The following is a 23,727-nucleotide window of genomic DNA, read 5'->3' as shown; positions in this document are numbered from 1 at the left end:
GAACCCCACCGAACCTAGGAGCCAGTACCCATGGCAAACTTCACCATCGCCGACATCAAGGCGCTGCGCGAGCAGCTCGGCACGGGCATGGTCGACACCAAGAAGGCCCTCGAGGAAGCCGATGGCGACCTCGAGAAGGCCGTCGAGATCCTCCGTCTCAAGGGCGCGAAGGGCAACGCGAAGCGTGCCGACCGCTCCACGAGCGAGGGCCTGGTCGTCGCTCGTGAGCAGGACGGCAAGGTCACGCTGATCGAGCTGAACACCGAGACCGACTTCGTCGCCAAGAATGACCGCTTCATCGCGCTGGCCGACAAGGTGGCCGATGCTGCCGCTGCCGTCGCCGCCGACTCCGTCGAGGCGGCTCTTGCCGCTGACGCCGGCGGCAAGACCGTCGCGCAGCTCATCGACGACGAGGCCGCCATCATCGGCGAGAAGGTCGAACTTCGTCGCGTGCGCACCCTCACCGGTGACAACTTCGAGATCTACCTGCACAAGACCAGCAAGGACCTGCCCCCGCAGATCGGCGTGGTCGTGGCCTACTCCGGTGACGACGCAGAGACGGCTCGCTCCATCGCGCAGCACATCTCGTTCGCCAACCCCACCTACCTCTCGCGCGAGGACGTCCCCGCCGCCGAGGTCGAGAAGGAGCGCGAGATCGTCACTGAGATCTCCCGCAACGAGGGCAAGCCCGAGGCTGCCCTGCCGAAGATCGTCGAAGGCCGCGTGAACGCGTTCTTCAAGCAGGTGGCGCTGCTGGACCAGGACTACGCGAAGGACAACAAGCTGTCCGTCGCCAAGGTGGCCCAGGACGCCGGCATCACCATCACGGACTTCGCCCGCTTCAAGGTCGGCGCGTAAGTTCCGGGTCGGGCCCGCATCGGATCGGTGCGGGCCTTTCCCATGCCCGACGCTAGGTTGTACCAGACGAGAGGATGACACGTGATCGATGAGGCCACGGGGCGCCGGCGCGTCCTGCTGAAGCTGTCCGGAGAGGCGTTCGGAGGCGGCCAGCTCGGCGTCAATCCCGACGTCGTCAGCCAGATCGCCCGCGAGATCGCCGCTGCGGTCGACCGCGTCGAGATCGCGATCGTCGTCGGCGGCGGCAACTTCTTCCGCGGCGCGGAGTTGAGCCAGCGCGGCATGGACCGCGGTCGCGCCGACTACATGGGCATGCTCGGCACCGTCATGAACGCGCTCGCGCTCCAGGACTTCCTCGAGCAGGCGGGTGCGGCCACGCGCGTGCAGTCCGCCATCTCGATGACCCAGGTCGCCGAGCCCTACATCCCGCGGCGCGCCGAGCGTCACATGGAGAAGGGCCGGGTCGTCATCTTCGGCGCCGGCGCGGGTCTTCCCTACTTCTCCACCGACACCGTCGCCGCGCAGCGTGCGCTGGAGATCGATGCCCGCGAGGTGCTCGTGGCCAAGAACGGCGTCGACGGCGTCTACACCGCCGACCCCCGCATCGATCCGGATGCCACCCGCATCGACCGGCTCACCTACGGCGACGCCCTGCAGCGCGGCCTCAAGGTCGTGGACTCCACGGCGTTCAGCCTGTGCATGGACAACCGCATGGACATGCGCGTGTTCGGCATGGAGCCCGCCGGCAACGTGACGCGCGCACTGCTGGGGGAGCCGATCGGCACCCTCGTCACGGCGTAGCTCCCGTGCCGCCCGGCCGGGCTCAACTAGACTTTCCACAGATTTGCCCCGACGAATGGAGTGACCGTGATCGCCGATGTGCTGGCTGACGCCGGAGCACGCATGGACCGTGCCGTGGAGGGAGCGAAGGATGACTTCGCGACCGTCCGCACCGGGCGCGCGAACCCGCAGCTTTTCCAGAAGATCCTCGTGGACTACTACGGCACGCCGACGCCGCTGTCCCAGCTCGCGTCGCTGAACAACGTCGAAGCCCGCACGATCGTGATCACGCCGTACGACAAGTCGGCACTCAAGGCGATCGAGCAGGCCATCCGCGACACCCCGAACCTGGGCGCGAACCCGAGCAACGACGGCACGATCGTGCGCGTCACCATGCCCGAGCTCACGCAGGAGCGTCGCAAGGAGTACGTCAAGCTCGTGCGCACCAAGGGCGAGGACCACAAGGTGCACATCCGCGGCATCCGTCGCAAGGCCAAGGACGATCTCGACGCGCTGAAGAACGAGGTCGGCGAGGACGAGATCGCTCGGGGCGAGAAGGAACTCGACGCGCTCACCCGCGCTCACGTCGACGCGATCGACGAGGCGCTGAAGCGCAAAGAGACCGAGCTGCTCGAGGTCTAGGACCCCTCATGACCGACGCTTCCGACCCGGAGCGCACGCCCGAGCCGCCCACGCGGCGTGCGGGCGGGCGCCGGGCCTCCGGCGACGCCGGCGACGAGTTCACGAGCCACCTGCGCTCGGCCCGTTCCGAGTTCGAGCAGCAGGTGGAACGTGCTCGCGCCGACTTCGACCTGGCGAACGAGAAGATCAAGCAGCGCACCGGGCGCGACCTCATCGTCGCAACGCTGGTGGGTCTTGCCCTCGGCGTGATCGTCATCGGGTCGCTGATGTTCTTCAAGCCGCTGTTCCTGGTGTTCGCGGTGCCGGTCGCGATGCTGGGCGTGTTCGAGTTCTCGCGCGCACTGCAGAGCGCCGGCCGGCGGGTCGACGTGGTGCCGCAGCTGATCGCCGCCCTCTCGCTCGTGCTGGCCGGTTACTTCTTCGACTACTGGGAGCACTGGACGGTCGCATTCGTGGCCGTCGCCTTCGTGATCGTCTGGCGCCTCGTCGCGCAGATGGCCTCTCGGGACGGCCGCACCTACGGCGACGTGCTGTCCGACGCGCTCATCGCGGGCTTCATCCAGCTCTACGTCGCATTCCTCGGCAGCCTCCTGCTCATCCTGCTGCGCCAGGACCAGGGGGAGTGGTGGGTGCTGGCGATGATCGGCACCGCCGTCGCCGCCGACACCGGCGCCTATGCGTTCGGGCTCATGTTCGGCAAGCACCCGATGGCACCGCGCATCAGCCCCAAGAAGACCTGGGAGGGCTTCGGCGGCGCCGTGCTCGCGGCCGTCGTCGCGGGCGTGCTGTTCGGTCTGTTCATGCTCCACGTGCCGTGGTGGGCGGGTCTCATCTTCGGTCTCGTGATCCTCGCGACCGCGACGGTCGGAGACCTCGGTGAGTCGATGATCAAGCGCGATCTCGGCATCAAGGACATGAGCTCCTGGCTCCCGGGCCACGGTGGCGTCCTCGACCGTCTCGACTCGATCCTCCCCTCGACCGTTCCGGCCCTCGCGCTGTACTTCGCGTTCTTCCCCCTGGTGGTGGCATGACCCTCTCCGACATCGGCACCGACGGTGCCGTCGATGACGACGACGCCGCCCCCGCTGCGCCCGCGCCGTTCCCCGATGTGCACGGACGTCAGAAGGGATACGACAAGCGCGCCGTCGACGCCTTCCTCGCCTACGCGCGGGAGGCCTTCGAGGCCGACCCCGCGGAAGCGACGATGAGCAGCGCCGACGTGCGCCGCGTCGGCTTCCCCCTGGTGCGGCACGGCTACGCCGTCGCCCCGGTGGATGCCGCGCTGGGCCGGATCGAAGACGCCTTCGCCGCCCGCGAGCGCGAGCGCGCCCTGTCGCGTGCCGGTGCACGCGCGTGGGTCGGCCGCTCGCGCGACCTCGCGCAGGAGATCCTCGACCGCCTCTCACGGCCGCGCGGCAAGCGCTTCGCCCGTGTCGGGGCGCTCCGCTACGGCTACCGCATCGACGAGGTCGACGTCGTCGCCGACAAGCTCGTCGCCTACCTCGAAGCCGGCGAGCCGCTCACGGTGGAGCAGGTGCGTACCGTCGCGTTCCGCATGCAGCGCGGCGGGTACCGCGAAACCCAAGTGGATGCCGTGCTCGACGCGGTCGTCGAAGTCATCCTCGCGATCGGATGAACGGCGACGTGGCTCCCGAGGCATCAGCCGGTAGACTCTCGTCCACTGTGACTTCCGGCAAAGAGATGACGTACCCGACATCCCGGCAGCCTGTCTCCGACGGCACCCTGGCGACCCGCCGATCCGCGCGCGCAGTCGCCCCGCCTCGCCTGTCGCGTCGACGCCCCGTGATGGGCGTGTTCGCCGCCCTCGCCGTCGTCGGCTTCGCCGGCGCCTACATCGGCCCCATGGGCGGCGCGCTGTCCAGCGCAGTCGCCGAGGACAACGCCCCGGTCTCGCTGTACGCCGACTCCGCAGGCGACGCCCAGGCACTGGACACTGCCGGCGACGAAGGTCCCGCACCCGTCTCGTTCGAGCGCAGCGGCTACAGCGTCTACGTCACGCCCAAACCGACCCCGACCCCCACCCCCGAGCCGGAGACGGCGTCGAGTTCGTCGCAGGCTGCGGCCGCGCCGCTGTACTACACCGGTGGCGGCAGCGCCGCGGAGTGGATGGCGGCCGCGGGCATCGCGGAGAGCGACTGGGGTTACGTCGACTACATCGTCGGCCGCGAGAGCGGCTGGAACCCCAACGCGACCAACCGCTCCTCCGGCGCCTGCGGCCTGGTCCAGGCGCTGCCGTGCAGCAAGGTCCCCGGCAACGGCTACGACCCGGTCGACAACCTGCGCTGGGGCAACGGCTACGCCGTCGGCCGCTACGGCAGCTGGGCCGCCGCCTACAACTTCTGGACCAGCAACCACTGGTGGTGATCGGTCTCGTCATGCCCCGATCCCACCGCCGTCGCCCGACGCCGTCGCGCGACGCGTCGCTGGACCGCCTCATCGCAGGCTGGCGCCGCACCGAAGTCCGCCGCGGGGCGGAATGGACGGTGCAGCCGGTGTCGGCCAGCCAGGCGCTGAAGACCTACACCTGCCCCGGCTGCGGCAGGAACATCGAACCGGGCGTCGCGCACCTGGTGGCCTGGCGTGCCGACGGCGTGCTCGGTGACCAGGCGGCCCTCGCCGACCGGCGCCATTGGCACCAGCAGTGCTGGAGGATCGGCTGACATGGAGATCCGCGGACCGGTGCAGCTGCCAGCGCACCGCGAAGACATCGAGCTGCACACCCTCGACGGGCTCACCCTCGTCGGCGAGCTGGCCACCCCGCTCGAGGGGGAGCCGGTCGCCACGCTGGTGACGCTGCACCCGCTGCCCACGGCCGGCGGGTTCATGGACTCCCACATCCTGCGCAAGGCCGCCGCCCGCCTCCCCGCCCTCGCGCAGCTGGCCGTGCTGCGATTCAACACGCGCGGCACCAGCTCACCGCGCGGCACCAGCGAGGGGAAGTTCGACGGCGGCCAGGCCGAGCAGTTCGACGTCGCCGCCGCGATGGCGTTCGTGCGCGAGCGCGGGCTGCCGCGCCCGTGGATCGTCGGGTGGTCGTTCGGCACCGAGCTCGCGCTGAAGTACGGCCGGGATCACGACGTCGAGGGCGTCATCCTGCTCTCGCCGCCGTTGCACCGTGCTACCGCTGACGAGATCGCCGCGTGGGCGGGCGATGAGCGCACCGTCGTCGTGATCGTGCCGGAGCTCGACGACTACCTGCGTCCGGCGGAGGCCGCCGAGCGCTTCGCCGCCATCCCGCATGCCGTGCTCATCCCGGTCGACGGCGGCCGCCACCTGTGGGTGGGGGAGAGCCAGACCAGGCGGGTGCTCACCGAGATCGTCGCCGCGGTCAATCCCGAAGCGCTGCCGCTGCCCACGGAGTGGGACGGCCCCCAGGACTGAGACGAGGGCCGGATGCCGCCGGTGCGCGGCATCCGACGACCTCTGCCGCGGTCAGCGCTCGTTCTGCCGCGGGATGACGACCTGGCGGTAGATGATCAGCACGCTCGCGGCCACCGGGATCGCGATGAGCGCGCCGAGGAGGCCCAGGAGCGACCCACCCGCGAGGGCCGCGATGACGACGACGGCGCCGGGGATCGAGACGGCACGGTTCATGATGCGCGGCGACAGCACGTACGCCTCGATCTGCATGTAGATCGCGTAGTACACGAGCGCGACCAGGGCCGTCGTGGGCGACCCGAGACCGGGGATGAGGCAGGTGAGCACGATGATCGCCGACCCGGTCAGGGTACCCACGAGCGGGATCAGCGAGAAGAAGAACGCGATGACGGCGAGCACGGCGGGGAACGGGGCGCCGATGATCGTGAGGAAGATCGCGCTCAGCACGCCGTTGATGACGCCGAGACTCATCTGGCCGATCACGTAGTAGCCGACGGAGTCGGTGATCTGCTCCGCCAGGTCGATGAAACGCTCACGCTTGGATGCCGGCACCAGCTGGTACACGGCGGCCTTCAGCGACGGGGTGGACGCCGTGAAGTAGATCGTGAGGATCAGGACGATGAAGGCGCCCGTGAGGCCGGCGATGAGCGTTCCGCCGATGACGATGATGCTCTCGCCCAGCGTCGTGCCGATCTGGCCGAGATCCAGCGACTCGTACCAGTCCTGCAGGTAGCCGAAGACCTCGTCGACGTCGAGGACGGGGAACACGTCGTGCAGCCAGTCCTTGATGGCCGTCACCGGATCGTCGAGCGCGCCGGAGCGGAAGAGCTTCTGGATCTGGCGGACCAGCTCCGAGATCTGCCCCACGATGATCGGCACGACCATCAGCACGATCCCGGCGAAGGCGGCGAGCACCGCGAGGATCGTGGTGATCACCGCGGCCCACCGCGGGAACCGGCGACGCTCGAGCCACGAGATGACGGGATCGAGGCCGAGGGAGAGGAACAACGCGGTGCCGACGTAGAGGAGGATCGTCTGCAGCGTGGAGACGCCGGAGATGATCAGCAGACCCACGCCCACACCCAGGGTGGCTATCAGCGCCGTGCGGAACGGGTGCTGGATCTTCACGGTCGCCTCCTGTGGATGTCGGTCCCGTCAGGATACGCAGACGGGACCCACAACCGTGTCGCCGCGCCCTCCCGGGCGACATTCAGGTCAAAGTCGCTAGGCTGAAACGTCGAATGTGTGCCCGTTCGTGCCGTGCGGCGGGACCAGAGAGGTGTTCTTCGTGCGATTCGTATGGGCCGTGGCAGCCTTCGTGCTCGCCGCCCTCATGATCGGCGCCGGCATCGCGCAGCGGACCGTGTTCCAGGGACCGACCTCGCACAGCGAAGCGATCGCGATCGAGGAGGACGTGCCATACGTGCTCCTGGACGGTGAGGTGCTGCGCAGCAACGCGGGTTCGCAGACCCTGCGGGCTCAGGGCGAGGGCGAGATCTTCGCCGCCTACGGCCGTACCGCCGACATCGAGGCGTGGCTGACCGATTCCGAGTACGCCCACGTCGCGCTGGACGACGGGTCCGTGGCGACGGAGCTGGTGGAGCCCGAGGTCGCCGCGGCCGACGCCGAAGGCACGGATGCCGCACCCGCCCGCAACCCCGCCGGGTCTGACCTGTGGCTGGATGAGTTCGTCCAGGAGGACCTGCTCATCCAGACCCTGCAACTGCCCGAGGGGATGAGCGTGCTCGTCGCCGCCGACGGCGTCTCCCCGGCGCCCACCGAGCTCACCGTCACCTGGCCCCTGGTCAACTCGACGCCGTGGGCGGGCCCGCTGCTGGTGGGCGGTGGCATCCTGATGGCCATCGGCGTCGTGCTGTACATCCTCGGCATCCGCAACGTCCGCCGCTCCCGCGGGCCCCGGCGCAAGGGGCTGCCCATGCCCGTCACCGAGCCGATCGACCTCGCCACCGAAGAAGGGGCGAAGGGCGTCGTCAGCTCGTCGCCCACGCGGCGGGCCCTGTCCGGCAAGCGCCGGAGCCTGATCGCGATCCCGGCCGTCGCCGTGACCGCCCTGCTGTTCACCGGATGCTCGGCGGATGCCTGGCCGCAGTTCGGCGGGTCTCCCACTCCCACCCCCACGGCCACGGTCATCGCGCCGGAGAGCCAGCAGGCCCCCGCCGTCACCGAGGCGCAGGCGGAGCGGATCGTGCAGCGCGTGGCCGATCAGGTCGCGGCCGCCGACGAGGCCAACGACGCGGCCGCCGCCGCCCTGCGACTGAGCGGCCCTGCCCTGGCCGAGCGTGAGACCAACTACAAGCTGCGCGCCGCGATCCCCGAAGAGGAGCCGTTGCCGGCGATCCCCGCGGGACCCCTGTCGATCCTGCTGCCGCAGGCGTACGACGGCTGGCCGCGCACCTTCATGGCGGTCGTCGGCGATGAGGAGACCGGCAACACGATCATGTTCCTCACGCAGGAAGACCCGTGGGCGGCGTACAAGCTTTCGTACATCGGCGGTCTGGACTCGACGGCGGAGCTGCCCCTCGCACCCGCCTACGTCGGCGCCACCCAGGTCTCGCCCGACAACGCCTTCCTCACGATCGCGCCGGAGGACCTGGCATCCGCCTATGCGGACGTGCTCAACAACGGCGATGCGAGCGCATACGCCGACCTGTTCGACGAGGCGGCCGACCAGTTCCGCATCGGCGTGGCCAACGACCGGGCCGGACGCCTGGCGGCGTTCAACGAGACCGGCGCCCAGACCGGCAGCCTGACGTTCGAGAGCGTCGCCGGGGCGCAGGCGCCGGTGGCGCTCGCGACCCTCGAGAACGGCGCCATCGTGGCCGTGACGGTCGATGAGAACGAGACGGTCAAGCCCACCAACGAAGAAGCCGTGATCAAGCTCGACAGCAACCCGACCGTGTCGACGCTGTCGGGGGCGACGCAGTCGGCCACCGGATTCACGACGACCTTCGGCGATCAGCTGTTCTTCTACGTGCCTGCGAAGGCCTCGTCCGAGCGGATCCAGCTGCTCGGCTACACCTCCAACATCCTCGACGCGAAGGTGATCCCGTGACCGACCCCACTCCCGGCGCCGTGCTGCGCGGCGCCGTAGACCTCTCCTCGCTGCGCAACCGTCCGCAGCCGCCGGCGAACGGCGAGGCTCCGGGCGGCGCGAGCGCGGGCGCGGGCGCGCCGGTCGAAGGCCTCATCATGGATGTCACGGACGCGACCTTCGGGCAGGTGCTGGAGCTCTCGCGCACCGTCCCGGTCGTGGTGGATCTGTGGGCCGAGTGGTGCGGGCCGTGCAAGCAGCTGAGCCCCGTGCTCGAGAAGGTCGTCACCGAGCTCGCCGGTCGCGTCGTGCTCGCGAAGGTGGACGTGGACGCGAACCCGCAGCTGGCGCAGGGCTTCCGTGCGCAGTCCATCCCCATGGTCGTCGCCCTCGTCGCAGGCCAGCCGGTGCCGCTGTTCACCGGCGCCGTGCCCGAGGCGCAGGTGCGCGAGGTCTTCGCGCAGTTGCTCCAGCTCGCCGCGCAGAACGGCGTGACCGGCACCGTGGACGTGGGCGAGCCCACCGCCGAGCCGGAGGAGCCGGCCCTGCCGCCGCTGCACGCCGAGGCGTTCGCGGCGATCGAGGCGGGCGACTACGCCCGCGCCGTCTCGGCCTACGAGCGCGCTCTCGCCGAGAACCCCCGCGACGAGGAGGCCCGCTCGGGTCTCGGCCAGGTGCGCCTGCTGCAGCGCGTGCAGAACCTCGACCTGCAGGCTGCGCGCGCCGCTGCCGCCGCCGCACCGCGCGACGTCGAGGCGCAGTTCGCCGTGGCGGATCTGGACCTCGCCGGTGGACACGTCGAGGACGCCTTCATCCGCCTGCTGGACCTGTTCGCGGCGCTTCCGGCCGACGAGCGCGCTCCGGTGCGGGAGCGGCTCCTCGAGCTGTTCGGCCTGGTCGGCGACGCCGACCCGCGCGTGTTGCAGGCCCGCCGGTCGCTCGCCAACCTCATGTTCTGAGCCCGCTCCGCCGCCCGCGCGGCGTTCGGTCGTCGCATGCGGCCCCTCGCGCGCCGCGGGTCGGTGCATTCGTGACGACAGAGACGGATGCCGCGGGCCGGCGCGGCGCTCGGTGGTCGCATCCGACCCGGCGCGCGCCGCGCGGTGGGGCATTCGCGACGACCGAAGGGGGTGCCGCGCGCCCGCGCCAGTGGTGCGTGGTTCGGTCGCCGCATAAGGCCGCTCACGCGCTCAGGTCGGTGCATTCGTGACGACCTAGGGGTCGTAGCGCTCGCGCGCTCAGGTCGGTGCATTCGTGACGACCGAAGGGATGCGGCGGGCCCGCGCGGCGCTCGGTCGTCGCATCCGGCCCGTCGCGCGCCGCGCAGCGGGGCATTCGCGACGACCGAAGGGGATGCCGCGCGCCCGCGCCGGCGGTGCGTGGTTCGATCGTCGCATCCGGCCCCTCGTACGCTGCGCGAGGGGGCGTTCGTGACGACCGAGGCGGGTGCGCGCGCTCGCGCGGCGCTCGGTGGTCGCGCATCCGCCCCCACGTACGCCCGCTTGAGCGGGCGTACGTGACGACCGAAGCGGGTGCCGAGCGCCGACAGGCTAGCGGTCGCGCCGCAGCCAGAGCACCCCGAGCGGGGGGAGCACCATGGTGGCGCGCCCGCCGTCGGCGGCCTGTACCGCCCCGAGGTTGCCCACGCCCGAGCCGCCGAATTCCTGCGCATCGGAGTTGAGCACTTCGCGCCACGTGCCCGCCTCGGGCAGGTCGAGTTCGAAGCCGTGGATCGGCACCCCGGAGAAATTGCAGATCACGGCGACCGTGTCGCCGGCGTTGTCGGTTCGGGCGAAGGCGATCACGTTGGGATCCCACGTCGGGCCCCCCAGACGCACGAACGCCGCGGCGTCGTGGTCGCGCTGCCACAGCGGCGCGTTGTCGCGGTAGACCCGGTTGAGGTTCGCCGTGAATGCGTGCAGCTCGGCGTGCGCCGGCTGGTCCAGCAGCCACCAGTCGAGGCTGCGCCCCTCGGCCCACTCCGCGATCTGTCCGAACTCCTGGCCCATGAACAGCAGCTGCTTGCCCGGGTGGCCCCACATGTACGACAGGAACGCGCGCATGTTCGCGAGCTTCTGCCAGTGGTCGCCCGGCATGCGTCCGAACAGGCTCCCCTTGCCGTGCACGACCTCGTCGTGGCTGATGGGCAGCACGTAGTTCTCGCTGAAGGCGTAGACGAAAGAGAACGACAGCTCGCCCTCGTGGTGCGCGCGGTACATCGGGTCGCGCTTGATGTACTGCAGCGAGTCGTTCATCCAGCCCATGTTCCACTTGAACCCGAAGCCGAGCCCGCCCTGGTCGGTCGGAGCCGTCACCCCCGGGAAGCTCGTGGACTCCTCGGCGATCATGGCGATGCCGGGGAAACGCCGATAGGACGTGGCGTTGACCTCCTGCAGGAAGCCGATCGCCTCGAGGTTCTCGCGGCCGCCGTGGATGTTGGGGACCCATTCGCCCGGTTCGCGGGAGTAGTCGAGGTAGAGCATGGATGCCACGGCATCCACGCGCAGCCCGTCGATGTGGAACTCCTCGAACCAGTACAGCGCGTTCGCGACGAGGAAGTTGCGCACCTCGCTGCGGCCGTAGTCGAAGATGTACGTGCCCCAGTCGCGGTGCTCGCCGCGCCGAGGGTCGGGGTGCTCGTACAGCGCCTCGCCGTCGAAGCGGGCCAGGGCGAAGGCGTCCTTGGGGAAGTGTCCCGGCACCCAGTCCATGATCACGCCGATACCGGCCTGATGCAGGCGGTCGATGAGGTAACGCAGGTCGTCGGGGTCGCCGAACCTGCTCGTGGGGGCGTAATAGCCCGACACCTGGTAGCCCCAGGAGCCGCCGAAGGGGTGCTCGGCCAGCGGCATGAACTCGATGTGGGTGAAACCCTGCGCAGTGACGTAGCCGATGAGCTGGTCCGCGGCATCCCGATACGACAGGCCCGGCCGCCACGAGCCCAGGTGCACCTCGTACACCGACATGGGCTCCGCGTGCGGCGCCGACGCGCTCCGCCGCTCGATCCACGCGTGGTCGCTCCACCGGTAGGAGGACGCGGTGACGACGGATGCCGTCGCCGGCGGCACCTCGGCGAGTCGCGCCATCGGGTCGGCCTTGAGGATCCACTCGCCGGACCGGGTGAGGATCTCGAACTTGTACACCGTGCCGATGCCGAGGTCGGGCGCGAACAGCTCCCACACGCCGCTGGAGCCCAGCGATCGCATCGAGTGGCCCTGTCCGTCCCAGAGGTTGAAGTCGCCGACGATGCGCACGGCCTGTGCGTTGGGCGCCCACACCGTGAAGGCGACGCCTTCGGTGTCGCCCAGCACCCGCACGTGTGCCCCGAGTACGTGCCACAGCTGCTCGTGGCGACCCTCCCGGATGAGGTGCAGGTCGAGCTCACCGAGCGTCGGGAGGAAGCGGTACGGGTCGTCGGCGGTGTAGCCGGTGCCGTCGTCGTAGGTCGTGGTCAGCTGGTAGGGGAGCGCGTCGGTGGCCGTGAACCGACCCTCCCAGATGCCGGAGCGCAGGTGGCCAAGCGCGACCTCGCGGCCGTCGGCGAGCCGGGCGGTCACGGTCGCGGCCAGCGGCCGGCGGGCGCGCACGACCCAGGCGTCCTCGCCGACGCGGTGCAGCCCCAGCACGTCGTGCGGGGCGTGGTAGGAGCCGGTGGCGACTGTGTCGAGTACGCGGTCGTCGTGGGCGGTCATGAGCGCTCCTTCACGTGCAGGATGTGTGCCGGTTCGTTGAAGGCGTCCAGCCGCACGAAGTTGTGGTCGGTCCAGGTCCATTCGGCGCCGGTGACGAGGTCGACGACGTCGAAGGCGTCGCCGGGTCGCACACCCCATTGACGGGTGTCGAGGTGCACCGTGGTCTGACGCGCGGAGTGCGGATCGACGTTGGCCACCACGATGATCGTGTCGGCCTTGCCGTCGGGGGCCAGTGCCGCCGGCAGGTGCTTGGCGTACACGAGGATCGCGTCGTCGTCGCTCCAATGCAGGCGCAGGTTGCGCAGCTGCCGCAGCGCCGGGTGGGCTCGGCGGATCTCGTTGAGCCGGGTGAGGAAGGGCGCGAGCGAGTCGCCCGCGGCCTCCGCCGCCGCCCAGTCGCGGAACTTGTACTCGTACTTCTCGTTGTCGATGTTCTCCTCGGAGCCGGGACGGGCGACGTTCTCGTACAGCTCGTAGCCGGCGTAGACCCCGTAGGACGCCCCTGCCGTGGCCGCGATCGCGGCGCGCACCCGGTAGGCGGGGCGCCCGCCGTACTGCAGGTACTCGGTGAGGATGTCGGGGGTGTTGACGAAGAGATTGGGCCGCATGAAATCGCTGGTCTCGTCGCTGATCCAGCCGAGGAACTCCTCGAGCTCCGCCTTGGTGTTGCGCCAGGTGAAGTACGAGTAGCTCTGCTGGAACCCGGCGATCGCGAGCCGCTGCATGGGTGCGGGACGGGTGAACGCCTCGGCGAGGAAGACGACGTCGGGGTCTTCGTCGGCGACGGTGGCGATGAGCCATTCCCAGAACTGCAGCGGCTTCGTGTGCGGGTTGTCGACGCGGAAGATCTTCACGCCCTGCGCCATCCAGTGCCGCACGATCCGCAGCACCTCGGCGCGGATGCCCTCGGGGTCGTTGTCGAAGTTGATCGGGTAGATGTCCTGGTACTTCTTCGGCGGGTTCTCGGCGTACGCGATCGAGCCGTCGGGAAGCGTCGTGAACCACTCCGGGTGCTCGGTGACCCAGGGATGGTCGGGGGCGGCCTGCAGGGCGAGGTCCAGCGCGATCTCGAGCCCGTGCCCGGCGGCGGCCTTCACGAACGCGCGGAAGTCGTCGAGGGTGCCGAGGTCGGGGTGCACGGCGTCGTGGCCGCCCGCCGCCGAGCCGATCGCCCACGGCGACCCGGGGTCGCCCGGCTGGGTCTCGAGGGTGTTGTTGCGGCCCTTGCGGTTGCGTTCGCCGATCGGGTGGATGGGCGGCAGGTACAGCACGTCGAAGCCCATCGCCGCAACGGCGGGGAGGCGCCCCGTGGCCGTGCGGAACGTGCCGCTTTGCACCGTGCCGTCCTTCAAGCGGGTGGCACCCTCGGATCGCGGGAAGAACTCGTACCAAGCGCCGACGCCGGCGCGCTCGCGCTCGACGAGCAGGTCGGAGGTCGCGCCGATCGTCACGAGCGACTGCAGCGGGCGGGCGGCGAAGCCCGCGGCGATCTCGGGGTCGCGCACGATCTCCAGAGCCGCGAGGTCGGAGACGTCGCGGTCGCGCAAGCGTGCGGCGGCGGCCTCCAGGCGACGGCGTTCGGCGATCGGGCGCGACTTCTCGGCGACGGCGCGCAGGAACAGCAGCGCACCGCTCTCGCGCATGAGCGCGGCATCCACCCCCGCCGCGATCTTCAGGTCGGCGGCGTGCTCCCAGGTGGCGAAGTCGTCGCCGAACGCCTCGAAACGGAACCGCCAGGTGCCCTGCGCGAGCGGGGAGACCAGCACGCACCAGCGGTCGAAGCCGTCACCCAGGGGCGACAGGCGGTGCAGTGATTCCTCGCCGGAGGGCGAGAACAGCCGCAGGTGCACGCCGATGAGGTCGTGACCCTCGCGGAACGCCGTCACCCGGAACGGGACAGCTTCTCCGGCGAAGGCGCTGGGGCTGAATCCGGGGTCCGGAACGCTGGGCCGGGGCAGTGCCATCGGGATGCGCCCGACCGCGGTGTCGGCGGCCGACTGCCACGCGATGGCGGGGCGGAGGGGCAGCTCAGCGGTGCTGCGCCAGGCTTTCGACGGTCTGGTGCGTGTCGTGGTGGCCATGTGACGAACCTACCGCGACGCATCGGCGACACACAGCGAGCGCGCCCTCACTCGGCGCGGAAAAGCCGCATGGACGCGCCGATCACGGGCACCGTGGCGCCGGGTGCGAACTGCGGCGCGTCGGCGGTCGGGCGCTCGTCGGCGCTCGACCACAGGGACACGTAGCGGGTGACCCCGTCGATCGCCGGCAGCACCACGTCGATGTCCCTCTCGGTGCCGTGGACGATCAGCAGCACGCGGTTGGGCGGCCCGGCCTCGGGGATCGACGCGGCCACGTACTGCAGCGTGCGATGGGCGGGGTCGCCCCAGCGCTCGGCCGACATCGTGTGGCCGTGCTCGTCGTACCAGTCCATGTGCGACGCGCCGGGGACGGGCTCGTCCTCGTGGGCGAAACGGGTCGGTCGCAGCGCCGGGTTCTGCTGCCGGAGCGCGATGAGTCGCTGCACATGCGCGAACTGGTCGTGCTGCCAGGGTTCGTGCTCCCACTCGAGCCAGGTCAGCGGCGAATCGTGGCAGTAGGCGTTGTTGTTGCCGCGCTGGCTGCGGGCGAACTCGTCTCCCGCGGTGAGCATGGGGACGCCGGCCGACAGCAGGAGGGTGCCCAGCAGGTTGCGCATCGCCTTGCGGCGGGTGGCGAGGATGCCGGGGTCGTCGGTGGCGCCCTCGGCGCCGTGATTGAAGGAGCGGTTGGTGTCGGCGCCGTCGCGGCCATGCTCGCCGTTGCCCAGGTTGTGCTTGACGTCGTAGGACACGAGGTCCCGCAGCGTGAATCCGTCGTGCGCCGTGACGAAGTTGATGCCGGCGAGCGGTCCGCGCTCACGGCTGAACGTGTTCGAGGACCCCGCCAGCCTCGTGGCGAAGCCCCCGACGCCCACCGGCGCGGTCTCGGCGCGGCGGGCGTAGTCGATGTCGCTGAGCCAGAAGTTGCGCACCCGGTCGCGGTAGCGGTCGTTCCATTCGTGCCAGCCGTCGCCGAAGCGCCCGAGCTCCCAGCCGGCGATGTCCCACGGCTCGGCGATCTTCTTCACACCGGCCAGCGCCGGGTCCTCGGCGATGGCGCGCAGGAGCGGATGGTCGGGGGTGAACCCGTGCGCGCGATCACGGCCGAGGGTCACCGCGAGGTCGAAGCGGAAGCCGTCGACCTGCACGTCGTTCGCCCAGTAGCGCAGCGAGTCGAGCACCAGGCGCGCCGCGGCATCCGTCGAGGTGTCGACCGCATTGCCGCAGCCGGTGACATCGACGTAGGAGCCGTCGTCGCGCTGCCGGTAGTACGCGCGGTTGTCCAGGCCCCGCAGGCTCGTGCGCGGGTCGCCGATCTCGCCTTCGGCGGTGTGGTTGTACACGACATCGAGGATGACTTCGAGCCCGGCTTCGTGCAGGCCCTTCACCATCCCCTTGAACTCCGCGAGCACCGCCGCGGGCCCGGCGTGGCGGGCGGCCTCGGTGGCGTAAGGGGTGTGCGGGGCGAAGAAGCCGACGCTGTTGTAGCCCCAGTAGTTGGACAGACCCAGGTGCAGCAGGCGCGGTTCGGACGCGAACGCGTGGATCGGGAGCAGCTCGATGCTCGTGACGCCGAGCCGCTGGAAGTGGCCGATCATCGCCGGGTGTGCGAGGCCGGCGTAGGTGCCGTGGAGGGCCGGCGGCACATCGGGATGCCGCTTGCTGACGCCCTTCACGTGCGCTTCGTACAGCACGGTGCGCGCCATCGGGATGCCGGGCTTCGCGACCCCGCCCCACTCGAACGCGCCGTCGACGGCCACACCGCGCCAGTCCGTCACGCCGCCCGAGACGAGGCCGCGGGCGTAGGGGTCCAGCAGCAGACTCTCCGCGTTGAACATGTCGCCGTGGCCGCTCGGTCCGTCCGCGCGCACGGCGTAGTGCACGCCGGGGCGCAGCGCCCGCGTCGTGACCTGCCAGACGTCGCCCTCGGCGCGGTCGAGCGCGAACGTCTCGGTCGCCCAGTCGAGGTCGTCCGCGTCGAACAACACGAGTTCCATCGAGGTCGCATGCGCCGACCACACCCGGAGGGTTCCGCCGCCATCGTGGAAGGTGGCGCCCAGGCCGTCGAGCGAGGGGCTCAGCAGCCCGGTTGCTGCGGTCGGGGCGGCCGGGGTCGTGCTCGGGCTGGCCATGCCGACAACCCTAATCGCCGCCGGGACCTCGCAGACGCCCGGCCCGACTGGCGCCGGGAACGGCACTGGGCGAGAGTTGAGGGGTGAACGTCTACCTCGACCACGCGGCCACGACGCCGCTGCGCCCGGAAGCGCGCGACGCGTGGCTGCAGGCGAGCGAGACCGTCGGCAACCCCTCGTCGATCCACGGTGGGGGTCAAGCCGCGCGGCGGGTGCTCGAGGATGCCCGCGAGCGACTGGCGGCCGTCCTCGGCTGCGACCCGATCGAGGTCGTGTTCACCTCCGGCGGCACGGAGTCGGTGAACCTCGCGATCAAGGGGCTGTGGTGGGCGCGCCCGGCCGGCACCGACGCGATCGCGCTGCCCGACGGCGAGCATCACGCCACGCTCGACACCGTCGCGTGGCTGCACACGCACGAGCACGCCGCGGTGCGCGCGGTGGCGCTGTCGCCGACCGGACGCATCGACGAGGCGGCATTCGCGGCGGCGCTGCCGGGCGCGGCGCTGGCGACGGCGCTCGTCGCCAACAACGAGGTCGGCACGCTCAACGACGCGCCCGCGCTGGCTGCGGCCGCGACGGCCGCCGGCGTGCCGCTGCATCTGGACGCCGTCGGGGCTTTCGGCCACGTGCCCGTCGACTTCGGTCGGTGGCGGGCGGCGGCAGACGGGGCGACGGGGCTGTGTGCGCTCAGCGTGTCGGGACACAAGGTGGGCGGGCCGGTCGGCATCGGCGCGCTCGTGGTCTCGCGCCACGCGAACCCCACGGCGCTCCTGCACGGCGGCGGGCAGCAGCGGGCGCTGCGCTCGGGCACCCAGGATGCCGCGGGGGCAGCCGCGTTCGCCGCGGCGGCCGAACGCGCCGTCGCCGAGCGAGAGAGCGAGGCGGTGCGGCTGGCGACGTTGCGCGATCGCCTCGTCGCGGGGGTGCGCGCGCTGGTGCCGGACGCCGTGCTGCTGGGCGACCCCGAGCATCGGCTGCCCGGCAACGCCCACCTGCTGTTCCCCGGGGTCTCCGGTGAGACGCTGCTGTTCCTGCTGGACCAACGCGGCATCGCGGTGTCGACGGGGTCGGCGTGCCAGGCGGGCGTGCCCGAGCCGTCGCACGTGGTGTTGGCGCTGGGGCGATCCGAAGACGACGCGCGCAGTGTGCTGCGGCTGTCGCTGGGTCGGACGACCGTCGATGCCGATGTCGACGCGTTCCTGGCCGCACTTCCCGAGGCGCATGCGCGCGCAGCGGCATCCGGGGCCCGAGCCCGCGAGCGCTCGTAGACTGGACGCATGCGGATTCTTGCGGCGATGAGTGGTGGAGTCGATTCCGCCGTGGCCGCCGCGCGCGCCGTGGACGCCGGGCACGAGGTCGTCGGGGTGCACCTGGCGCTGTCCCGCGCGGGCGGCACACTGCGCGCAGGCAGCCGCGGCTGCTGCACCGTCGAGGACGCCCTCGACGCCCGGCGTGCGGCCGATCGCCTCGGCATCCCGTTCTACGTGTGGGACTTCTCGGAGCGGTTCCGCGACGACGTCGTGGCCGATTTCATCAGCGAGTACCAGGCCGGGCGCACGCCCAACCCCTGCATGCGCTGCAACGAGAAGATCAAGTTCGCAGCCCTCCTGGAGCGCGCCCTCGAGCTCGGTTTCGACGCGGTCTGCACCGGTCACTACGCCACCCTCGTCGACGGTGAGCAGGGTCGCGAGCTGCACCGCGCGTCGGATGCCGCGAAGGACCAGTCCTACGTGTTGGGGGTGCTCACCGCCGAGCAGCTCGCACACACCTACTTCCCGCTCGGCGCCACGCCCTCCAAGGCGCTCGTGCGCGCCGAGGCCGAGCAGCGCGGCCTCACCGTCGCGCAGAAGCCCGACAGCCACGACATCTGCTTCATCCCCGACGGCGACACCCGCGGCTGGCTCGCCGAGCGGGTGGGCGCCGAGCAGGGGGAGATCCTCGACCGCAGCGGTGCCGTGATCGGCACGCACGAGGGGGCGCACGCCTTCACCGTCGGGCAGCGCCGCGGCCTGCAGCTGGGGGTCCCGGCATCCGACGGAAAGCCGCGCTTCGTGCTGGAGGTGCGCCCGGTGTCGAACACCGTGGTCGTCGGCCCCAAGGAGGCCCTCGCGACGGCGGAGATCTCGGGGGAGCGGTTCACGTGGGCGGGACGGGCGCCGCAGGCGGACGCATTCGACTGCGACGTGCAGATCCGTGCACACGCCGACCCGGTTCCGGCGCGCGCCGTGATCGCCGGCGGCGTCGTGACCGTGCGGCCGCACGAGCCCTTCGAGGGCGTCGCTCCCGGGCAGACCGCCGTGCTCTACGACGGCACGCGCGTGCTCGGGCAGTTCACGATCGACCGGACGGTCTCGGCGGTCCCCGCGCCGGTGTGATGTCGGCGGCCCGTCCTACACTTACCGGGTGACGGATGCCGCAGATTCCCCGCCCGCCTCGCTCGACGATGCCCGCACCGAGGCCGCCCGCCTCACTGAGCAGATCCTCGATGCACGGGACGCGTACTACGGCCGCAATGCCGAGATCGTCGACGACGCCACCTATGACGCGTGGATGCTGCGTCTCGAGCAGCTCGAACGGTTCTTCCCCGAGCTGCAGGGTCAGGATTCGCCGACACAGACCGTCGGTGCCGCGCAGACCTCGATGTTCGCGCCCGTCGCGCATGCCGAGCGCATGCTCAGCCTCGACAACGTCTTCAGTGTCGGCGAACTGCGCGAGTGGTGCGCCAAGGCGCAGGCATCCGCCGGGCGCCCCGTGCGCTGGCTCACCGAGCTGAAGATCGACGGGCTGGCGATCAGCCTGCGCTACGAGAACGGCGTGCTCACCTCCGCCGCCACGCGCGGCGACGGCCGCGTGGGTGAGGACGTCACGGTCAACGCCGTGCAGGTCTCCGGCATCCCGCAGCGCCTCGCCGGCACCGGTCACCCCGCACTGGTCGAGGTGCGCGGCGAGGTGTTCATCCCGGTGGCCGCCTTCGATGAGCTCAACGCGCTGCAGGCCCGCATGCGCGAACGCGTCTTCACCGATGCCCGCGCCCGTGGCGTCGACGAGGAGAAGGCCGACCGCAGCGCCGCCCGCCGCTTCCCGGCCTTCGCCAACCCGCGCAATGCGGCGAGCGGGGGTCTGCGCCAGCAGCTCGACAAGAAGACCGGCCTGGAACTTCAGGCCGGTCGCGCGCGGCTGGAGTCCCTGCGGCTCTTCGTGCACGGCATCGGTGCCTGGCAGAACCCGCCCGTCGCCTCTCAGAGCGAGGTGTACGGCCTCCTTGCCGAGTGGGGGCTGCCCACGAGCCCGTACTTCCGCACGACCGGGTCGATCGACGGCGTGGTCGAGTTCGTCGAGAACTACGGCGAACACCGCCACGCGGTCGAGCACGAGATCGACGGCGTCGTGGTGAAGGTCGACGAGCTTGCCCTGCACGACGAGCTGGGGGCCACCAGCCGCGCGCCACGCTGGGCGATCGCGTACAAGTACCCGCCCGAGCAGGTCAACACCACGCTGCTGGACATCGTGGTGTCGGTGGGGCGCACCGGGCGGGCGACCCCGTTCGCCGTCATGGCGCCGGCGCGGGTCGCCGGCAGCGTGGTGCGGCAGGCGACGCTGCACAACCAGCAGGTCGTGAAGGCCAAGGGCGTGCTCATCGGCGACACCGTGGTGCTGCGCAAGGCGGGCGATGTCATCCCCGAGGTGCTCGGCCCCGTGGTCGAGCTGCGCGACGGCACCGAACGCGCGTTCGTCATGCCCACGGACTGCCCGGAGTGCGGCACGCCGCTCGCCCCCGCGAAAGAGGGCGACATCGACCTGCGGTGCCCCAACACGCGGGCCTGCCCCGCACAGGTGCGGGGGCGCGTCGAGCACATCGGCTCCCGCGGCGCGCTGGACATCGAGGCGCTGGGAGAGGTGACGGCGGCAGCCCTCACACAGCCGACGGTGCCCGAGCAGCCGCCGCTCGAGAGCGAAGCGGGCCTGTTCGACCTCACCCTGGACCAGCTGGTTCCCATCGAGGTCGTCGTACGTGACGCCGAGACGGGGGAGCCGCGTGTGGATGAGAAGACCGGTGAGGTCGTGCGCCGGGCGCCGTTTCGCCGCCAGCCCAGCGCCGCCGAGAAGAAGGAGGGGCGTACCGGCCCACAGCCGTCGGCGCAGGCGCTGACGCTGCTGGACGAACTCGAGAAGGCGAAGACCAAGGAGCTGTGGCGGTTCCTGGTGGCGCTGAACATCCGTCACGTCGGCCCGGTGGCGGCGCGCGCACTCGCGCAGTGGTTCGGGTCGGTTGCCGCGATCCGCGCGGCATCCCGCGATGAGCTCGCCGCCGTCGACGGAGTGGGCGGCATCATCGCCGACGCCCTCATCGACTGGTTCGAGGTGGACTGGCACCGCGAGATCGTGGAGCGGTGGGAGGCCGCCGGCGCGCAGCTCGCGACGCCCGGCCACCCCGGCCCCGGTGCGGCCGCCGCGGCGGGCGGCGTGCTCGAGGGTGTCACGGTCGTGGCGACCGGCTCGCTCGAGGGCTACAGCCGCGAGGGCGCGCAGGAGGCGATCATCGCCGCGGGCGGCAAGGCGGCATCCAGCGTCTCGAAGAAGACCGACTTCGTCGCCGCGGGGCCGGGAGCGGGCTCCAAGCTCGCCAAGGCCGAGCAGCTGGGGGTGCGTGTCATCGATGCGGCGCAGTTCAAGGTGCTCGTCGAGCAGGGGCCCGATGCCCTGGGGCCGGCTCCGGACGCTTCCGCGTAGCCGTCGTCGCCGCGGCACCGGCGGCGACGCGGCCCCGGCCGGCTGTCGGAGGTATGTTCTAGTCTCTGGGGATCCGACAGCTTCGACGAGGAGGCATCATGACCCAGATCCCCGAGCCCGCCCTGCAGGCATGGCTCGATCGAGAAGACCGGCACACCGCGCAGGTGATCCGCCGGTACGGCACCTACATCCAGTACGTCAGCGGTGATGAGCTGCGGGCGGAGCCGTCGTTCGCCTACACCGTCGGGCTCTTCGGGCTCGGGCACGCCGAGCTGCTGATGTTCGGGGTGTGCCCGCACGACGCCGCTGCCGTGCTCAACGAGCTCTCTGCGCGGGTGCGCGACGGCGCGGACTTCGCCCCCGGTGAGCAGCTCACCGCCGGCGACGGCACCTGGCACGTCAGGGTGGAGGCCGTCCCCAACCCGGGCTCGATCGTCTTCGCGGCCAACCGCTTCTACCAGCGATCCGATGAGGCGTCCGTGCCCGTGCTGCAGCTCAGCTACGCCGATGACGACGGACGGTTCCCGGGCGAGGCGGGCTATGCCGAGGCGCCGTGGGTGCAGCCCCGGCCGGGGGAGTTCACCGCGCTCTGACCTCTCAGTGGCCGGCGACGAGCTTCTCGAGCGATTCGCGCACCTGACGGCGCAGCACCTTGCCGATGAGCGACTTCGGCAGCTCGTCGACCACGAAGATGCGCCGGGGCACCTTGTAGGGCGTCAGGATGCCGCGCACCGACGCGCGGATGGCTTCGACGTCGATGTCCTCATCACCGTCGACGACGATCGCGGCGACGACCTCCTCACCGGTGCGCTCGTCGGGGAGCCCGACGACTGCGGCATCCTTCACCTGCGGGTGCTGGCGCAGCGCGATCTCCACCTCGGTGGGCGCGACGTTGAAGCCGCCGGTGATGATGAGCTCCTTGATGCGGTCGACGATGCGGACGAAGCCGGCCTCGTCGATCGTGACGATGTCGCCGGTGCGGAACCAGCCGTCGACGAAGACGCGCTCGGTCTCCTCGGGCCGGCCGTAGTAGCCGTGGAACACCTGCGGACCGCGCACGATCAGCTCCCCGCGTTCCCCCGGGGGCACATCGAGTGTGGGCTGGTCGGGGTCGACCACGCGGCACTCGGTGCCGGGCAGGGGAAGCCCCACCGTGCCGGGCACGCGGTTGTCGGCGACGGGGTTGGCCATGAGCACGGGGGAGCACTCCGAGAGGCCGTAGCCTTCGACGAGGTAGCCGCCCGTGGCCTCCTCGAACGGGACGACGAGTTCGTGGGGCAGTGCCATGGCGCCGGAGATCGCGATCTCGATGCCGGCCAGCGAGACCCGGCGCTCGCGCGCGGCCGACAGCAGCCGGTCGGCGATCGGGGGCACCAGCGGCAGGAAGGTCGCGGGGTGCTTCTTGATCACCGGGAGCACCAGATCGGGGTCGAACTTGGGGAACAGCACGAGGCGGGCACCCATCGACATCGCGAAGGTGAGGCAGAGGGTCAGGCCGTACGCGTGGAACATCGGCAGGACGGCGTAGACGACGCAGCCCTTGCCGCGCGTGATCGAAGGGACCCAGGCCTGGGCCTGCGCGGCGTTCGCGAGCAGGTTTCGGTGGGTGAGGGCGGCCCCCTTCGGAGTGCCCGTCGTGCCGCTGGTGTACTGGATGATCGCGAGGTCGTCGGTGGCGGGCATGGGGTGCGACGCCGGCAGCGGGTCGTGCGCGACGAGCTGCTCCCACGGCGTCGCACCGCTCACGCGCTCGGTCAGCGCCGCGCGCGACTCGCGCGCCTTGGTGATCGGAAGGCGCAACGCCATGCGGGTGGTCCACGGCATCGCGGTGGTGAGATCCACCGAGATGAGGTCGGGCACGTGCAGATCGGCGGGGAACTCCTGCACGGTCGCGACGGCCTTGCTCCACACGATGGCGTGCTTGGCGCCGTGGTCCTCGAACTGCTTGCGCAGCTCTCGCGGCGTGTAGAGCGGGTTGTGTTCGATGACGACGGCGCCCAGGCGCAGCACCGCGTAGAACGCCACGATGTGCTGCGGGCAGTTCGGCAGCACGATGGCCACGGGGTCTCCGGCGCGCACGCCGCGAGCGTGCAGCGCGGCGGCGGCACGGTCGATCTGATCCTGCAACCGGCGGTACGTCGTCTCCCGGCCGAAGAACTGCAGGGCAGCAGCATCGGGGTAATCGCGCGCCGAGGCGGCGACGATGTCGACGAGCGACCCGGATACGGGGGCGAGGTCGGCGGGGACACCGGCGGCATAGCTGCGGGTCCACGGGCGCGGCGGATCGTACGAGGTCACGGTTTCACCCTATTGCGCCGATGCGCCTCGGCGGCGCGGGCGGGCGGGGGCGCCCAAGTAGA

At 71.0% G+C, this 23,727-nt stretch carries 19 protein-coding genes; 14 read left to right on the top strand and 5 right to left on the bottom strand.

Annotated elements, in window-relative coordinates:
* Positions 1-30 precede the first annotated feature (30 nt).
* The 8 genes from tsf to ACFVR6_RS04505 all read left to right on the top strand — a co-directional run bounded on the left by tsf (position 31) and on the right by ACFVR6_RS04505 (position 5,682).
* Positions 31-858: a translation elongation factor Ts gene (gene tsf / locus ACFVR6_RS04540; RefSeq protein ID WP_386959251.1), complete on the top strand. Its 828-nt coding sequence runs from the start codon at positions 31-33 to the stop codon at positions 856-858.
* An 81-nt stretch (positions 859-939) separates the two neighbouring features.
* On the top strand, positions 940-1,659 hold the full coding sequence (gene pyrH / locus ACFVR6_RS04535) for a UMP kinase (RefSeq protein ID WP_191717630.1): 720 nt from the start codon (positions 940-942) through the stop codon (positions 1,657-1,659).
* 66 nt (positions 1,660-1,725) lie between these two features.
* The gene (gene frr, locus ACFVR6_RS04530; protein ID WP_386960248.1) at positions 1,726-2,280 is read left to right on the top strand and encodes a ribosome recycling factor; all 555 of its coding nucleotides are present in this window, start codon (positions 1,726-1,728) and stop codon (positions 2,278-2,280) included.
* 8 nt (positions 2,281-2,288) lie between these two features.
* Positions 2,289-3,311, top strand: coding sequence for a phosphatidate cytidylyltransferase (locus tag ACFVR6_RS04525; protein ID WP_386959249.1), 1,023 nt, complete (start codon positions 2,289-2,291; stop codon positions 3,309-3,311).
* Positions 3,308-3,916: a DivIVA domain-containing protein gene (locus tag ACFVR6_RS04520; protein WP_386959247.1), complete on the top strand. Its 609-nt coding sequence runs from the start codon at positions 3,308-3,310 to the stop codon at positions 3,914-3,916. Before ACFVR6_RS04525 ends, ACFVR6_RS04520 begins: the two co-directional genes overlap by 4 nt.
* 170 nt (positions 3,917-4,086) lie before the next feature.
* Positions 4,087-4,665, top strand: a complete 579-nt coding sequence (locus ACFVR6_RS04515; protein WP_386959245.1) for an aggregation-promoting factor C-terminal-like domain-containing protein — start codon at positions 4,087-4,089, stop codon at positions 4,663-4,665.
* Positions 4,666-4,676: 11 nt separating this feature from the next.
* Positions 4,677-4,961 carry a hypothetical protein gene (locus tag ACFVR6_RS04510; protein ID WP_386959243.1) on the top strand — a complete coding sequence of 95 codons (285 nt, stop codon included), beginning with the start codon at positions 4,677-4,679 and terminating at the stop codon, positions 4,959-4,961.
* 1 nt (position 4,962) lies between these two features.
* Entirely contained in the window at positions 4,963-5,682 is a 720-nt protein-coding gene (locus tag ACFVR6_RS04505; RefSeq protein WP_386959241.1) for an alpha/beta hydrolase, read from the top strand.
* Between the two features lie 51 nt (positions 5,683-5,733).
* Here ACFVR6_RS04505 and ACFVR6_RS04500 read toward each other — a convergent pair whose 3' ends face one another.
* Positions 5,734-6,807, bottom strand: a complete 1,074-nt coding sequence (locus ACFVR6_RS04500; protein ID WP_386959239.1) for an AI-2E family transporter — start codon at positions 6,805-6,807, stop codon at positions 5,734-5,736.
* 160 nt (positions 6,808-6,967) lie between these two features.
* Here ACFVR6_RS04500 and ACFVR6_RS04495 point away from each other — a divergent pair, with 160 nt between their 5' ends.
* Positions 6,968-8,752 carry a glycosyl transferase gene (locus ACFVR6_RS04495; protein WP_386959237.1) on the top strand — a complete coding sequence of 595 codons (1,785 nt, stop codon included), beginning with the start codon at positions 6,968-6,970 and terminating at the stop codon, positions 8,750-8,752.
* Entirely contained in the window at positions 8,749-9,690 is a 942-nt protein-coding gene (locus ACFVR6_RS04490; RefSeq protein ID WP_386959235.1) for a tetratricopeptide repeat protein, read from the top strand. Before ACFVR6_RS04495 ends, ACFVR6_RS04490 begins: the two co-directional genes overlap by 4 nt.
* Before the next feature lie 591 nt (positions 9,691-10,281).
* Here the strand turns inward: ACFVR6_RS04490 and glgB are convergent.
* The 3 genes from glgB to glgX are packed head-to-tail and all read right to left on the bottom strand — an operon-like array spanning position 10,282 to position 16,636.
* Entirely contained in the window at positions 10,282-12,423 is a 2,142-nt protein-coding gene (gene glgB, locus ACFVR6_RS04485) for a 1,4-alpha-glucan branching protein GlgB (RefSeq protein ID WP_386959232.1), read from the bottom strand.
* Entirely contained in the window at positions 12,420-14,504 is a 2,085-nt protein-coding gene (locus ACFVR6_RS04480) for an alpha-1,4-glucan--maltose-1-phosphate maltosyltransferase (RefSeq protein WP_386959230.1), read from the bottom strand. The genes glgB and ACFVR6_RS04480 overlap by 4 nt, the downstream gene beginning before the upstream one ends.
* Positions 14,505-14,551: 47 nt before the next feature.
* Positions 14,552-16,636 (bottom strand): glycogen debranching protein GlgX, encoded by a 2,085-nt coding sequence (gene glgX, locus ACFVR6_RS04475; RefSeq protein ID WP_386959228.1) that lies wholly within the window; start codon positions 16,634-16,636, stop codon positions 14,552-14,554.
* Between the two features lie 83 nt (positions 16,637-16,719).
* On the opposite strand from glgX, the gene ACFVR6_RS04470 reads away from it, so the two are divergent.
* The 4 genes from ACFVR6_RS04470 (at position 16,720) to ACFVR6_RS04455 (ending at position 21,960) form a co-directional block, all read left to right on the top strand.
* The gene (locus ACFVR6_RS04470; RefSeq protein ID WP_386959226.1) at positions 16,720-17,904 is read left to right on the top strand and encodes a cysteine desulfurase family protein; all 1,185 of its coding nucleotides are present in this window, start codon (positions 16,720-16,722) and stop codon (positions 17,902-17,904) included.
* A 9-nt stretch (positions 17,905-17,913) separates the two neighbouring features.
* Positions 17,914-19,011, top strand: a complete 1,098-nt coding sequence (gene mnmA, locus ACFVR6_RS04465; RefSeq protein ID WP_386959224.1) for a tRNA 2-thiouridine(34) synthase MnmA — start codon at positions 17,914-17,916, stop codon at positions 19,009-19,011.
* A gap of 28 nt (positions 19,012-19,039) precedes the next feature.
* The gene (ligA, locus tag ACFVR6_RS04460) at positions 19,040-21,367 is read left to right on the top strand and encodes an NAD-dependent DNA ligase LigA (protein ID WP_386959222.1); all 2,328 of its coding nucleotides are present in this window, start codon (positions 19,040-19,042) and stop codon (positions 21,365-21,367) included.
* Positions 21,368-21,465: 98 nt separating this feature from the next.
* Positions 21,466-21,960 (top strand): DUF4262 domain-containing protein, encoded by a 495-nt coding sequence (locus ACFVR6_RS04455; protein WP_386959220.1) that lies wholly within the window; start codon positions 21,466-21,468, stop codon positions 21,958-21,960.
* Between the two features lie 4 nt (positions 21,961-21,964).
* Here the strand turns inward: ACFVR6_RS04455 and ACFVR6_RS04450 are convergent, their stop codons facing one another.
* On the bottom strand, positions 21,965-23,665 hold the full coding sequence (locus tag ACFVR6_RS04450; protein WP_386959218.1) for a long-chain-fatty-acid--CoA ligase: 1,701 nt from the start codon (positions 23,663-23,665) through the stop codon (positions 21,965-21,967).
* Between the last annotated feature and the right edge of the window lie 62 nt (positions 23,666-23,727).

Origin of the sequence: Microbacterium sp. NPDC058021, assembly GCF_042885955.1 — a bacterium.
Classification (GTDB): Bacteria; Actinomycetota; Actinomycetes; order Actinomycetales; family Microbacteriaceae; genus Microbacterium.
This window is presented reverse-complemented; position numbering and strand designations above follow the sequence as displayed.

Excerpts from the sequence above, each read along its gene's own strand:
- tsf (WP_386959251.1), top strand. The coding sequence starts at position 31 with ATGGCAAACTTCACCATCGCCGACATCAAGGCGCTGCGCGAGCAGCTC.
- glgX (WP_386959228.1), bottom strand. The coding sequence starts at position 16,636 with ATGGCCAGCCCGAGCACGACCCCGGCCGCCCCGACCGCAGCAACCGGG.
- ACFVR6_RS04505 (WP_386959241.1), top strand. The coding sequence starts at position 4,963 with ATGGAGATCCGCGGACCGGTGCAGCTGCCAGCGCACCGCGAAGACATC.
- ACFVR6_RS04515 (WP_386959245.1), top strand. The coding sequence starts at position 4,087 with ATGGGCGTGTTCGCCGCCCTCGCCGTCGTCGGCTTCGCCGGCGCCTAC.
- ACFVR6_RS04455 (WP_386959220.1), top strand. The coding sequence starts at position 21,466 with ATGACCCAGATCCCCGAGCCCGCCCTGCAGGCATGGCTCGATCGAGAA.
- glgB (WP_386959232.1), bottom strand. The coding sequence starts at position 12,423 with ATGACCGCCCACGACGACCGCGTACTCGACACAGTCGCCACCGGCTCC.
- ACFVR6_RS04525 (WP_386959249.1), top strand. The coding sequence starts at position 2,289 with ATGACCGACGCTTCCGACCCGGAGCGCACGCCCGAGCCGCCCACGCGG.
- ACFVR6_RS04520 (WP_386959247.1), top strand. The coding sequence starts at position 3,308 with ATGACCCTCTCCGACATCGGCACCGACGGTGCCGTCGATGACGACGAC.
- ACFVR6_RS04510 (WP_386959243.1), top strand. The coding sequence starts at position 4,677 with ATGCCCCGATCCCACCGCCGTCGCCCGACGCCGTCGCGCGACGCGTCG.
- mnmA (WP_386959224.1), top strand. The coding sequence starts at position 17,914 with ATGCGGATTCTTGCGGCGATGAGTGGTGGAGTCGATTCCGCCGTGGCC.
- ACFVR6_RS04480 (WP_386959230.1), bottom strand. The coding sequence starts at position 14,504 with ATGGCCACCACGACACGCACCAGACCGTCGAAAGCCTGGCGCAGCACC.